The organism is Roseateles sp. P5_E11, assembly GCF_054049355.1.
Genome location: NZ_JBFUMO010000119.1, coordinates 1 through 13,153 on the forward strand (window position 1 = coordinate 1; position 13,153 = coordinate 13,153).

The 13,153-nt window shown below is 65.9% G+C and carries 13 protein-coding genes; 1 reads left to right on the forward strand and 12 read right to left on the reverse strand.

Annotation, left to right across the window (positions count from 1 at the left end; genetic code table 11):
• Window positions 1-55 precede the first annotated feature (55 nt).
• The 12 genes from fabZ to rpsB all read right to left on the reverse strand — a co-directional run bounded on the left by fabZ (window position 56) and on the right by rpsB (window position 11,815).
• A complete protein-coding gene (gene fabZ / locus ACXJKR_RS11415; protein WP_457322939.1) occupies window positions 56-550 on the reverse strand; it encodes a 3-hydroxyacyl-ACP dehydratase FabZ in 495 nt (164 codons plus the stop codon).
• Window positions 551-1,579 (reverse strand): UDP-3-O-(3-hydroxymyristoyl)glucosamine N-acyltransferase, encoded by a 1,029-nt coding sequence (gene lpxD / locus ACXJKR_RS11420; RefSeq protein WP_457322940.1) that lies wholly within the window; start codon window positions 1,577-1,579, stop codon window positions 551-553.
• Between the two features lie 12 nt (window positions 1,580-1,591).
• Entirely contained in the window at window positions 1,592-2,098 is a 507-nt protein-coding gene (locus ACXJKR_RS11425) for an OmpH family outer membrane protein (protein ID WP_394326333.1), read from the reverse strand.
• A gap of 2 nt (window positions 2,099-2,100) precedes the next feature.
• Window positions 2,101-4,458 (reverse strand): outer membrane protein assembly factor BamA, encoded by a 2,358-nt coding sequence (gene bamA, locus ACXJKR_RS11430; protein WP_457322941.1) that lies wholly within the window; start codon window positions 4,456-4,458, stop codon window positions 2,101-2,103.
• Window positions 4,459-4,473: 15 nt separating this feature from the next.
• Window positions 4,474-5,829, reverse strand: a complete 1,356-nt coding sequence (rseP, locus tag ACXJKR_RS11435) for an RIP metalloprotease RseP (protein ID WP_457322945.1) — start codon at window positions 5,827-5,829, stop codon at window positions 4,474-4,476.
• A 2-nt stretch (window positions 5,830-5,831) separates the two neighbouring features.
• Entirely contained in the window at window positions 5,832-7,001 is a 1,170-nt protein-coding gene (gene ispC, locus ACXJKR_RS11440) for a 1-deoxy-D-xylulose-5-phosphate reductoisomerase (RefSeq protein WP_457322942.1), read from the reverse strand.
• Complete coding sequence (locus tag ACXJKR_RS11445; protein ID WP_056198136.1) at window positions 6,998-7,834, reverse strand: phosphatidate cytidylyltransferase; 837 nt, start codon at window positions 7,832-7,834, stop codon at window positions 6,998-7,000. The genes ispC and ACXJKR_RS11445 overlap by 4 nt, the downstream gene beginning before the upstream one ends.
• Before the next feature lie 106 nt (window positions 7,835-7,940).
• Window positions 7,941-8,654 carry a polyprenyl diphosphate synthase gene (uppS, locus tag ACXJKR_RS11450; RefSeq protein ID WP_457322946.1) on the reverse strand — a complete coding sequence of 238 codons (714 nt, stop codon included), beginning with the start codon at window positions 8,652-8,654 and terminating at the stop codon, window positions 7,941-7,943.
• Window positions 8,655-8,665: 11 nt separating this feature from the next.
• The gene (frr, locus tag ACXJKR_RS11455; RefSeq protein ID WP_457322943.1) at window positions 8,666-9,226 is read right to left on the reverse strand and encodes a ribosome recycling factor; all 561 of its coding nucleotides are present in this window, start codon (window positions 9,224-9,226) and stop codon (window positions 8,666-8,668) included.
• Between the two features lie 75 nt (window positions 9,227-9,301).
• Window positions 9,302-10,012: a UMP kinase gene (gene pyrH, locus ACXJKR_RS11460; protein WP_056198141.1), complete on the reverse strand. Its 711-nt coding sequence runs from the start codon at window positions 10,010-10,012 to the stop codon at window positions 9,302-9,304.
• Between the two features lie 93 nt (window positions 10,013-10,105).
• A complete protein-coding gene (tsf, locus tag ACXJKR_RS11465) occupies window positions 10,106-10,999 on the reverse strand; it encodes a translation elongation factor Ts (protein WP_056198143.1) in 894 nt (297 codons plus the stop codon).
• Between the two features lie 69 nt (window positions 11,000-11,068).
• Window positions 11,069-11,815 (reverse strand): 30S ribosomal protein S2, encoded by a 747-nt coding sequence (gene rpsB / locus ACXJKR_RS11470; protein ID WP_056198145.1) that lies wholly within the window; start codon window positions 11,813-11,815, stop codon window positions 11,069-11,071.
• A gap of 321 nt (window positions 11,816-12,136) precedes the next feature.
• Here rpsB and ACXJKR_RS11475 point away from each other — a divergent pair.
• On the forward strand, window positions 12,137-13,153 hold a 1,017-nt coding region (locus ACXJKR_RS11475), incomplete at its 3' end, for an NAD(P)/FAD-dependent oxidoreductase (RefSeq protein ID WP_457322944.1).

Below are 13,153 nucleotides of genomic sequence, written 5' to 3' on the forward strand. Positions count from 1 at the left end.
ACCGACGAGTCCAACTCGGCGGCCGGGTCGACGATGGCGGTCGGGTGGATGCTCATCAGTCTTGGATACGACGCATCGTGCACATCAGCTCGGCCTCGGCGGCCAGCTGCTCGCCCACCAGTGCACGGGCATTGAACTTGTAGATGCCGGCCTTGGCGCGGCCCAGCGTCACTTCCAGCACCAGTTGGTCGCCTGGCTCCACCGGGCGCTTGAAGCGGGCGCCGTCGATACCGGCGAAGTAGACGACCGACTTCTCGTCCAGCACGATGCCCACGGTCTCGATGGCCAGCAGCGTCGCGGCCTGGGCCAGCGCTTCCAGCACCAACACGCCCGGCATGACCGGGCGGTGCGGGAAGTGCCCGAGGAAGAAGGGCTCGTTGATCGAGACGTTCTTGATGGCGCGGATGCGCTCGCCCTTGATCAGCTCGACGACGCGGTCCACCAGCAGGATGGGGTAGCGGTGCGGTAGGCGCTTGAGGATTTCGTGGATGTCCATCGTCGTCGGGACGATGGCCTGAGTCTGGGTCGAGGTCTGGGTCGGTTCGTTCATTTATTTCTTCTCCAGCGCACGCACGCGCTCGCGCAGGGTGCTGAGCTGTCGCAAGGTGGCCGCGTTCTTCTGCCAGCTCGAATTCTCTTCGAAGGGATAGGGGCCGCTGTAGACGCCCGGCTCGGTGATGCTGCGGGTGACGGTGGTGGCGGCGGAGATGTGCACGCCGTCGACGATGGTCAGGTGGCCGATGATGTTGGCCGCACCGCCGATGGTGCAGTTGGCACCGATCTTTGTCGAGCCGGCAACGGCCGAACAGCCGGCCATGGCCGTGTTGCGACCGATGTGCACGTTGTGGGCGATCTGGATCAGGTTGTCGAGCTTGACGCCGTCTTCGATGACGGTGTCGGCCAGCGCGCCGCGGTCGATGCAGGTGTTGGCGCCGATCTCGACGTCATCGCCGATGGCGACATTGCCGAGCTGCTCGATCTTCACGTAGCCGCTCTTGCTGGGCGCGAAGCCGAAACCGTCGGCGCCGATGACCACGCCGCTGTGCACCAAGCCACGCACGCCGATCCGGCAGCCGTAGCCCAGCACGACGCGCGGCGCCAGCCGTGTGTGCGCGCCCACGACCGCCTCGCGCTCGACGACGCAGTGAGCGCCGATGCGGGCGTGGTCGCCGATGACGGCACCAGCCTCGATGACGGCCAGCGGACCGATCTCGACGCCCTGCCCCAGCTTTGCATCGGGTGACACCACGGCGCTGGCGTGCACGCCGGCCTTCGGGGCCGGGCGCGTGCGCGCTGCCCACCACTGCGTCAGCCGCGCAAAGTACTGATAGGGATCGGGCGTAACGATGGCCGCGCCACGCGCTGACGCCACCTCGGCAAAAGCCGGCGCAACGATGACGCAGGCGGCCGCCGTGGTGGCCAGCTGGGCCTGGTAACGCGGGTTGGCGAGGAAGCTGATGCTCGTGTCGTCAGCCTCGTCAAGCGGCGCGATACGCGTGATGCGCATGTCGGGCCCACCAAGCAAATCGCCGCCCAAGGCGGCGATCAACTCGGAGAGCGCGACGGTCGTCGAGCTCATGGAACTGGCGACTTACTTCTGCGCGTTCAGCGCGTCGATCACCTTCTTGGTGATGTCGACACGCGCGCTGAAGTGGATCGCGTCCTGCAGGATGAGGTCGTACTTCTCGGCATCGAAGATCTGCTTGATGACCTTGTTGGCGCGTTCGACCACGGCCGACAGCTCCTCGTTCTTGCGTTGGGTCAGGTCTTCCTGCCACTCGCGGCGCTTGCGCTGCAAGTCACGCTCCTGCTCGACGATGTCGCGCTGGCGGCGGTTGCGCTCAGCTTCGGACAGCGTGGGCGCGTCCTTTTCCAGCTTCTCGGCAGCGCCGCGCAGCTTGGTCTCCAGATCGCGCAGGTCTTTCTCGCGCTTGCCAAACTCAGTCTCCAGCTTGACCTGGGCTGCCTTGGCCAAGTTGGCCTCGCGCAGCACGCGCTCGCTGTTGACGTAGCCGATCTTCAGTTCCTGGGCTTGCACCACCGTGGTGGCCACCATCATCGATGCGGCCAGGGCCATCGATTGCAAGAGCTTGCTCATCATCAGAATGCAGTCCCGATCTGGAATTGGAATTTTTCGATTCTATCCGTCCGCGCCTTGCGAACGGGCTTGCCGTAACTCAGCCGCAGCGGGCCCATCGGCGAAATCCAGGACAGGCCGATACCGGCGGACATGCGCAGCATGTCGCGGCCCTCATTGTCCTTGCCGTTGGTCAGCGTGTTCCAGTTGAGCTTGGCGTCCGGCCCCCAGACACCACCGAGGTCGGCGAAGCCGAAGATGCGGAAGCTCTTGTCGTTGCCGCTGCCGGGCACCGGCAGGTAGAGCTCGGCATTGGTGTTGAAGCGCCGGTTGCCGCCGATGTAGGAGCCGGTCGGGTCCACAGGGCCCAGCGAGCCGGCCTCGAAGACGCGCACGGAGCCCAGGCCACCGCCGTAGAAGTTCTTGAAGATGGGATAGGGCTTGCCGCCCAGGCCCACGCCCCAACCCAGTTCGCTGTTGATGCCCAGCGTGATCTTGTTCGTGACCTCGAAATACTGCTGGTACTGCAGGTTGATACGCGCGAACCGGGCGTCGCCGATGGCGCTGGTCTCGACGTTGACGCGCTGGTACTTGCCCTTGAGCGGAGAGATGACGCTGTCGCGGCTGTCACGCTGCCAGCCGATGGTGAATGGGATGGAATTGCTGCGCTGGCCGAACTGGTTGACGAACAGCAGATAGCTGTTGGGCAGACCCTTGGACGTCGTGATGTCGGTCTGCTCGTAGCCAAGGCCAAAGAAGACGGTGTCGATTTCCGAGAAGGGCACGCCAAAGCGGATGGCACCGCCCTTGGTGACGTACTGGTATTCCTCGCCCAGCGTGTTGATCGGGCGCGTGGTCCTATAGAACACATCGAGCGAGCGCGACACACCGTCGACCGTGAAGTAGGGGTCGACCGTGCTGACCTGCACCTGGCGGCCCGTGCGGGCGGTGGCCAAGTCGATGCCGAGGTAGTTGCCCGAGCCGAACACGTTGTCCTGGCGGATGGAGCCGGTGAAGGACAGCTTGGTCTGGCTGGAGTAGCCCGCACCGACCGTGATGGCGCCGGTGGGGCGCTCGACGACGGTCAGGATGACGTCGACCTGATCCTGGGCGCCCGGCACCTCCTGGGTGTCGATGCTGACTTCCTTGTCCTTGAAGTAACCCAGGCGCTCGACGCGATCACGCGAGGACTTGATCTTCTGGCCGTCGTACCAGGCCGCCTCGAACTGGCGGAATTCGCGGCGGATGACTTCGTCACGGGTGCGCGAGTTGCCGGAGATGATGACCTTGCGCACGTAGACGCGGCGCTGCGGCTCGGCGACGAAGGTGACGACGACCTGGCCGGTCTCGCGGTTGATGTCGGGGCGGCTGTCGACGCGGGCGAAGGCATAGCCATAGGTGCCGAACAGGTCGCTGAAGGCGCGCGTGGTGTTGGCCACCGCTTCGCCCTGGTAGGCCTGGCCGGGCTTGAGGAAGACGAGGTGCTTGAAGTCCTCCTCGCGGCCCAGGTAATCACCCTCGAGCTTGACGCCCGTGACGGTGTAGGGCTGGCCTTCGCTGACCGTGATGGCGATGCTGATGCTCTGCTTGTCCGGCGAGATCGTCACCTGCGTGGAGGTGACGGCGAACTCCAGGTAGCCGCGGTTCAGGTAATAGCTGCGGATGGTTTCCAGGTCCGCGTTCAGCTTGGCCCGCGAATAGCGGTCGGTCTTGGTGTACCAGGTCAGCCAGCCGGTAGTGGTCTGCTCGAGCAGGCCCATCAACGTGCTTTCGGAGAACACCTTGGAGCCCAGAATCCGGATCTCGGCGATCTTGGCCGGCTCGCCCTCCGTCACATTGAAGCTGACGTTGACGCGGTTGCGCTCGATGGGCGTGATCGTCGTCGTGACCTCGGCACCGTAGAGGCTGCGCGTGAGGTACTGGCGCTTGAGTTCCTGCTCGGCACGGTCGGCCAAGGCCTTGTCGAAGGGCTTGCCTTCGCCGATGCCGACGTCCTTCAGCGACTTGGTCAGCGCCTCGGTGTCGAACTCCTTCAGGCCGACGAAGTTGAYGTTGGCGATGATGGGCCGCTCGTCGATGATGACGACGACGGCATTGCCGTCGATGCTGATGCGCACGTCCTTGAACAGGCCCGTGGCGAACAAGGCTCGCAGCGCGGCAGCGCCTTTTTCATCGTTGTAGGTGTCGCCGATGCGAAAGGGCAGCGACGCGAACACGGTGCCCGGGTCGGTCCGTTGCAGGCCTTCGACGCGGATGTCCTTCAGCACGAAGGGATCTGCCGCCCAGGCTAGCCCCGACTGGAACATCCCCGTGACAGCCAAAGCCAGCAAGCCGAGGCGGAAGGGGCGACGCTTCGCTCCCGAACTGAAAGGAAAGGACATGGGAACCGGGGAGTGTCAGTGCCAGCCCGCGAGGCGGGCGACGTCGTTGGAAAGGGCCAAGGCCATCATCAGCATCAGGATCAGCGCGCCAGCGCGCTGCAGTTGCCGTTGCCACCATTCGGAGACGGGGCGGCCACTCAAACCCTCGAAAAGATGATACATGAGGTGCCCGCCGTCGAGCATCGGCAGCGGCAGCAGGTTCAATATCGCCAGGCCGAGCGAGATCTGCGCAAGCCGCTCCAGGTAGTAGCTGGGCCCGGCCTTGGCGGCATCGCCGATCGCCTCGGCCATGGTGAGCGGCCCGCTGAGCAGCTTCAACGAGGCCTGGCCGGTCAGCATGCGGCCCAGCATCCGGACGGTGGTGACCGCCATGTCCCAGCTCTGCGTCACGCCCTGCCACAGGCCGTCGACCAACCCGTAGCTGATGCTCACGCGCTCCAGCGACGACCCCACGCCAATGCCCAGCCGCGCCACGCGCTGGCCCGCCTCCTGCACCAGGCGCGGCGTCGTTGCCAATTCCAGCACCTGGCCGGCTCGCTCGATCCGCCATTGCATGGTGCGCGGCGTGTCGCCATCGCGCGCCAGGCGGATGGCATCGCGCAGGAAGGCAGCGTCGGGCACGGCACGGCCATCGATGGTCAGCACACGATCGCCTGCCATCAGGCCGTCCGCGGCTCCCGCGCCGCCGTCAGCCACGCGGCTGATCACCGGCTGCGAAAACGGCGTCAGGCCGATGTCCGCAATCAGCTGCGCATCCGGCGCGCGGCCCACCAGGCGCTCGGTCTCGAGGCGCACGCTGCGCGGCGAACGGCCATGGGCGTCACTGACCGACAGGTGCAGGCTTTCGCCCAGCACCTGGGCGCGCAGCATCGCCGCCTGCAGGTCGGGCAGTGACCGGACGGGCTGCCACTCTCCTTCCGTGTCGGAGGCAGCCAGCACGGTGTCACCCGCACGCAGACCAGCTCGCTCCGCCAAGGAGCCGCTGGTCGGGGTACCGAGCAAGGCCTTGGGCTGGTCGATGCCCATCCAGGCCACCACGGCGAACAGCACGATCGCCAGCAGCCAGTTGGTCAACGGCCCGGCCGCAATGATGGCGGCGCGCTGGCGCAGCGGGCGCTGATTGAAGGCCTGCTCGCGCTCGTGCGGCGCTACGGGCGCGTTGCGCTCGTCCAGCATCAGCACATACCCGCCCAGCGGGATGGCGCTGAGCGCGAACTCGGTGCCGCCGCGGCCGATACGACGCCAAAGCACCGGGCCGAAACCGATCGAGAAACGCAGCACCTTGACCCCACACGCCCGGGCCACGCGGTAGTGGCCCCATTCATGGATGGGGATCAGCACCGCCAGCGCCAGCAGGATGCCCAACGTCATCGTCACAGCAGGCTCCTGGCATGCTCTCGGGTGCGGGCGTCCAGCGCCAGCAGCGCTTCGATGCTGGCGCAATCGCCCGGCTGGATGTCGGCCAGACACTGCGAGTTGATCGCGTGGATCCGGTCAAAGCGCAGAAGGCCGTTCAGGAAGGCATCCACCGCCACTTCATTGGCCGCATTCAGCACCGTGGTGCTGCCTTCCGGCGCGCGCAGGGCCTGCCAGGACAGGTGCAAGCCGGGGAAGCGCACGGCGTCGGCCTCCTCGAAGGTGAGGTTGGGCGTCGTCAGCAAGTCCAGGCGGCTGGCACCAGACGTGATGCGCTCGGGGAAGGACAGGCCGTAGGCGATGGGCACGCGCATGTCGGGCGTGCCGAGCTGGGCCAGCACCGACTGGTCACGGCAGACCACCATCGAATGGATGATGCTCTGCGGGTGAATCAGCACTTTGATCTGTTCGGGCGTGAGGTTGAACAGCCAGCGCGCCTCGATGACCTCCAGCGCCTTGTTCATCATCGTCGCCGAGTCGACCGAGATCTTGCGGCCCATGACCCAGTTGGGATGGGCGCAGGCCTGAGCCGGCGTCACATCGGCCAACGTCTTCGGGTCGCGGCTGCGGAAGGGGCCACCGGAGGCTGTCAGCACGATGTGGTCGACGCGTTCGTGCCAGGCCGCGCGGCCCTCAGGCAGGCACTGGAAGATGGCCGAGTGCTCGCTGTCGATGGGCAGCAGCGTGGCTCCGCCCTCTTCCACCGCCTGCATGAAGAGGGCCCCGCCGACGACGATGGCCTCCTTGTTGGCCAGCAGCAGGCGCTTGCCGGCGCGCGCCGCGGCGATGGCCGGTGCCAGGCCGGCGGCGCCGACGATGGCAGCCATGACGGTATCAACTTCGGGATGGGCGGCAATGTCGGCCAGCGCCTGAGCGCCGTCCAGCACCTCGGTACGGCTGCCGGCTTCACGCAGCCGCTCGCGCAGGCGGCCAGCAGCGTCCCGCTCGGGCATGACGGCGAAACGCGGCTTCCACACCAGGCATTGGGCGAGCAACTCGTCAACTCGGCTCATCGCGCTCAACGCAACGACTTCATAGCGCTCTGGGTGGCGTGAGAGGACATCCAGCGTGTTGACGCCGATGGAGCCGGTCGAGCCGAGGACGCAGACGCGTTGGCGACGGTTCATAAGCTGATCAAGGCAAGCGCCAAGGGAAACACGGGCAGCAGCGCGTCGATGCGATCCAGCACGCCGCCGTGACCGGGCAGCAGGTTGCTGCTGTCCTTTGCGCCAGTGGCGCGCTTGACGAGGGATTCGAACAGATCGCCGACGACACTCATCGCGCCGAGGAAGACCAGAGCCAGCAACGACACCCAGCCATGGCGCTGGACCAGCAGCGTGTAGAGACTGGGCGAATCCACGGCCAGTTTCACGTCGATGACATGCACCCAGATGAAGCCGAGCAGGATGACGCCGGCCAGGCCACTCCAGACGCCCTCCCAGCTCTTGCCCGGGCTGATGCTGGGCGCCAGCTTGCGCTTGCCGAAGGTGCGGCCACCGAAATAGGCGGCGATGTCGGCCATCCAGACGAGGCAGAACACCGACAGGATGAAATTGACGCCATGCACCTTGGCCTGCACGATGGCCAGCCAGGCACCCCACAGCAGCACGGCGCCCAGGGCCAGCCGCGCGCCGCGCGCGATGCGCGGCCAGCCGCTCGGGCCGGCGCGCAAGGCATAGGCGCCGCCCAGCACCCACAGGAGGCTGGCCAGCGACCAGATCCAGGCCGGCGGCGCGTTCAGGCCACCGAGCAGCAGCGTCCATACGCAGGCCAGCGCCAGCGCCACACCGCCCGCGATCGCACCGGTGCCGGGCAGGCCGTTGAGCCGCGTCCATTCCCAGCCGGCCGCGCCCATCATGACGACCGTGACCCAGGCAAAGGGCCAGGGCGAAGCCTGGAAGAGCACCGGCAGCAGGACGGCCAGCAGCACGACGGCGGTGATGACGCGGGTCTTAAGCATTACGCCTCCTTCAAGGCATTGCCGAGGCGACTGCCGTGGATCCGGCTTTGCTGGGCCACTGGCAGTGCCCCCTTGAGGGGGCCGGCGAAGCCGGTACGGGGTGGGCTCATACCACCTCTTTGACACCGCCGAAGCGGCGATCGCGTTCGTGGAAGGCCGCAATGGCCGCGTCCAGCTCACGCTCGCCGAACTCGGGCCACAGGCAGTCCGAGAACACGAATTCGGTATACGCCGCCTGCCAGAGCAGGAAGTTGCTGATACGCACCTCACCGCCGGTGCGGATGAAGAGGTCGGGGTCGGGCGCATAGCTCATGGCCATGAACTCCGACAGCTTGGCTTCGGTCAGCTCGTCAGGCTTCACACCCGCCTTGATCGCAGCCTTGCAGGCCTGCACGATGTCCCAGCGGCCGCCGTAGTTGAAGGCGACATTGAGCGTCAGCTTGGTGTTGTGCAGGGTGCTGGTCTCGGCCTCGTTCCAGGCGTTGCGCAGCTTGTCAGACACGGCGTCACGGTCGCCAACGATGCGGATGCGCACGCCCATCGCACCCATCTTGGCCAGGTAGCGGCTCACCGCAGCCAGCACCAGGCCCATCAGGCCCGAGACCTCGTCGCTCGGACGCTTCCAGTTCTCGCTGGAGAAGGCGAAGACGGTGACGTATTCGATATCGCGGTCGATGCAGGCSTGGACGACCTTGACGAGGCTGTCCACGCCGGCCTTGTGGCCGAAGAAGCGCGGCAGGAAGCGCTTCTTGGCCCAGCGGCCATTGCCATCCATGACGATGGCCACATGGCGCGGCGGCGCCGGGCGGTCTTGCGCCATGAGCACGGCGCTCAAACCGCCAGGATCTCGGCTTCCTTGCCCGAGATCAGCTTGTCGATCTCCGAGATCACCCGGTCGGTGAGCTTTTGCACTTCATCGAGGCTGCGACGCTCGTCGTCCTCGCCGATTTCCTTGTCCTTGAGCATCTTCTTGGCATRCTCGTTGGCGTCACGGCGCAGGTTGCGAACAGCCACCTTGGCGTCCTCGCCGGCGTTGCGCACGACCTTGGTCAGGTCACGGCGGCGCTCTTCGGTCAGCGGCGGCATCGGCACGCGGATCAGGTCGCCCTGGGACGCCGGGTTCAGGCCCAGATCGCTCTCGCGGATGGCCTTCTCGATCTTGGCGCCCATGCCCTTTTCCCAGGGCTGGACGGAAATGGTGCGCGCGTCCAGCAACGTCACGTTGGCCACCTGCGAGATCGGCACCATGGCGCCGTAGTAGTCGACGCTGACCTGGTCGAGGATGCCGGGGTGGGCACGGCCAGTGCGGATCTTGTGCAGGTCGTTCTTCAGGGATTCGACCGACTTGGCCATCTTGGCCTCGGCGTTCTTCTTGATGTCGGCAATGCTCATGATCGATACCTATGAATTTGCGGGACAGACCGCCCGAGCGTCAGCAAGCAGCTCTGCCCCCAACTGACTAAGGTTTTAGACGTGCACCAACGTGCCTTCGTCCTCGCCCTGCACCACGCGACGCAGTGCGCCGGGCTTGAAGATGCTGAAAACCTTGATCGGCAGCTTCTGGTCGCGGCACAGCGCAAAGGCGGCGCCGTCCATGACCTGCAGATTGCGCGTGATGACCTCGTCGAAGCTGATGCGCGCATAGCGCGTGGCGGTCGGGTCCTTCTTCGGGTCGGCCGAGTAGACGCCGTCGACCTTGGTGGCCTTCAGCACGATCTCGGCGCCGATTTCGGCGCCACGCAGCGCCGCAGCCGTGTCGGTTGTGAAGAAGGGGTTGCCGGTACCGGCAGCGAAGACGACGATCTTGCCCTCTTCGAGGTATTGCAGCGCCTTCGGGCGCACATAGGGCTCGACGACCTGCTCAATGGCGATGGCCGACATCACGCGGGCAGTCATGCCCTCCTGGCGCATCGTGTCGGCCAGGGCCAGCGAGTTCATGACCGTGGCGAGCATGCCCATGTAGTCGGCGGTGGCGCGGTCCATGCCGACCGAGCCGCCAGCCACGCCGCGGAAGATGTTGCCGCCGCCGATGACGACGGCCACCTCGATGCCCATCTGCGTCACTTCGCGGATCTCTTGCACCATGCGAACGATGGTCGCGCGATTAATGCCATAGGCGTCGTCGCCCATCAGGGCTTCGCCGGAGAGTTTGAGCAGAATGCGCTTGTACGCGGGCATGGTGTCCTCAGGTTTGGGGGGCCTATGGTGGGCCGCAAGTTTAAAGGGCGCCAACTTGGCGCCCCTTCATTTCGTACGATTTCGCAAGCGTCTTTACTGACCCTTAGCAGCTGCCACCTGGGCAGCCACTTCGGCCGCGAAGTCGTCGACCTTCTTCTCGATGCCTTCGCCAACGACGTAGAGCGTGAAGCCCTTGACCGTGGTGTTGGCCGACTTCAGGTAGGCCGCCACGGTCTGCTTGCCGTCGGCAGCCTTCACAAAGACCTGGTCCAGCAGGCTGACTTCCTTCAGGAACTTCTGCACCGAGCCTTCGACCATCTTGGCGACGATGTCGGCCGGCTTGCCGGATTCGGCAGCCTTCTCCGTGGCAATGCGGCGCTCCTTATCGACCAGGTCGGCCGAGACTTCGGCGCTGGACAGCGCTGCCGGCTTCATGGCGGCCACGTGCATGGCAACGTCCTTGGCGGCGACGTCGTCACCCTCGAACTCGACCATCACGCCGATGCGGGTGCCGTGCAGGTAGGACGCCAGCTTGGTGCCGCTGTAGCGCCGGAAACGGCGGATCGACATGTTCTCGCCGATCTTGCCGATCAGGCCCTTGCGCACGTCTTCCACCGTCGGGCCGAAACCTTCCTGGGACAGCGGCAGCGCCGACAGCGCAGCCACATCAGCCGGGTTGGCTTCAGCAACCAGGCCGGCCAGCGCGTTCACGAAGGCCAGGAAAGCGTCGTTCTTCGAGACAAAGTCGGTCTCGCAGTTGACTTCGATCAGGGCACCATTGCCGCCGACCACGGCCGAGGCGACGATGCCTTCGGCGGTGATGCGCGAGGCAGCCTTGCCGGCCTTGTTGCCGAGCTTGACGCGCAGGATCTCTTCAGCGCGGGCCAGRTCGCCTTCGGCTTCAGTCAGCGCCTTCTTGCACTCCATCATCGGGGCGTCGGTGCGGGCACGCAGTTCGCCCACCATGCTTGCGGTGATAGCAGCCATTTCTCTTCTCCAGATTTCGGTTGGCAAAAGGGGCCTCGCGGCCCCTTTCAAATGCAGGGCGGAAGGGCTTTAAGCCTCTTCGGAGACCTCGACGAACTCGTCGCCGGCGGGAGCAACCGCAGCCAGCACTTCGTTCGTGGCGTTGGCCTTGCCTTCGAGCACGGCGTCAGCAACGGCGCGGGCGTACAGCGCCACAGCCTTGGCCGAGTCGTCGTTGCCGGGGATGACGTAGTCGATGCCGATGGGCGAGTGGTTGGTGTCCACCACGCCGATGACGGGAATGCCGAGCTTCTTGGCTTCGGCAACGGCAATCTTGTGATAGCCGACGTCGATGACGAAGATGGCATCGGGCAGTGCGGTCATGTCCTGGATGCCGCCGATGTTCTTCTCGAGCTTGGCGATGTCGCGCTGGAACATCAGCGCTTCCTTCTTGATCGCGGGCTGGGTGCCGGCGTCAATCTGGGCCTGCATGTCCTTCAGGTTCTTCAGCGAGGTCTTGACCGTCTTGAAGTTGGTCATCATGCCGCCGAGCCAACGCGAGTCGACGTAGGGCATGCCGGCGCGCTGGGCTTCCAGGGCGACGACTTCACGGGCCTGGCGCTTGGTGCCGACCATCAGGATGGTGCCGCGCTTGGCAGCCAGCGAGCGGACGAACTTCATCGCGTCGTTGAACGCAGGCAGCGTCTTCTCGAGGTTGATGATGTGAATCTTGTTGCGATGGCCGTAGATATACGGGGCCATCTTGGGATTCCAGAAGCGGGTTTGGTGGCCGAAATGGACGCCGGCTTCCAGCATCTCGCGCATCGTGACAGACATGGGTCTTACTCCGAAGGTTGTGTCTAAAATCCGGCCCGAATTGCGTTGCAGCATCTGGAAACGCTTGTTTCTCAAGCGAAATCCAGGCCGCAAACTACAACACCTTTGAGTGGCCGGTTTGCGATTTGTTGCGACGGTGGCGACCGAGAAGTTCAGCCACAACACCCTCACAACCGTTCTGCCGAGTCTTGCAACGCCTAAAACAGCGCAGCACCCCCGGCAAAACCCGCAGAGTATACACAAACCCATGGCCTTTCCCAGCCGACGCCGCTTTGCAGCGGCCGCAAGCTTGCCCGTCAGGGCGTCCCTCCGGGTGTGCGCTTGACCCGCCGCGTCGCGGTGGTTGGTGCCGGCCTGGCCGGTGTGACGACGGCCTACGAACTGGCCGCCTTGGGGCTCCAGGTGCAGGTCTTCGAGCGCGGCGGCAGCGTCGCCGAGCAGGCCAGCTTCGCCAGCAACGCCCTGCTCTCGCCCTTTACACCCAACTTGGCAGACACCACGTCACCGGCACCTCTGGCCTTTCGACTTCGTCGTTGGCGCGCGGGGCGCAGCACGGGTGACGCAGCAGGCCAACTTGTTGCGCTGAGCCAGTTGGGTCTGGCCCGTGCCGTTGACCTGCGCCGCGCACTGGGCTTGGACGATGAAGCGACCGATGGCCTTCTCGTCGCGCTGACTGACGCCAAGCGCGTCGCAACCGCCCAGGCCCGACTGGAGGGTTGGAAGGCCCTGGGCCTGCAGGTCGAGCTCATCGAGGCGGGCGAGGCTCGGCTGCGCGAACCCGGCCTGAACGCTGACGCCCCGCTGGCCGCGGCGCTGGCCTTCGCCCGCGGCGGTGCCGGCAATCCGCGCCTCTTCGCCCAGCAACTGCGCCTGCAAGCCCAGCGCCTGGGCGCAGGGTTTCGCTTCCACACCACCGTGCGCGCCATCGCCATCGCCGCCGACGGCACCGGCCTGATGCTGCGCCACGAGTACACACCGCCGCTGGAGGCGCCGATCCGCGGCACCGAGCGCGACGCCGGAGACACCCTGCCGCAGCTGCCCGGCGCTCAGGACGAACGCTTCGACGCTGTGGTGTTGTGCAACGGCCTGGACGCCGCCACGTTGTCGGGCCAACGCCTGCCCCTGGCGGCGCAGCACGAAGCCTCGGTCACGGCACCGCTGCGGCTGCTCGAAGCCCATCCCGACCTGGGCCCCAAGGCTGGCTGGATCGACCCGACGCTGGGCCTGGCCATTGCCCGCACCGGCCAGCGCGTACGCGTGACCGGCGGCCTCACCGTCGCCGGCGCCCGAACCCGAGTGACCCCGGACTTCGAAGCCCTGCACCGCGGCCTGCAACAC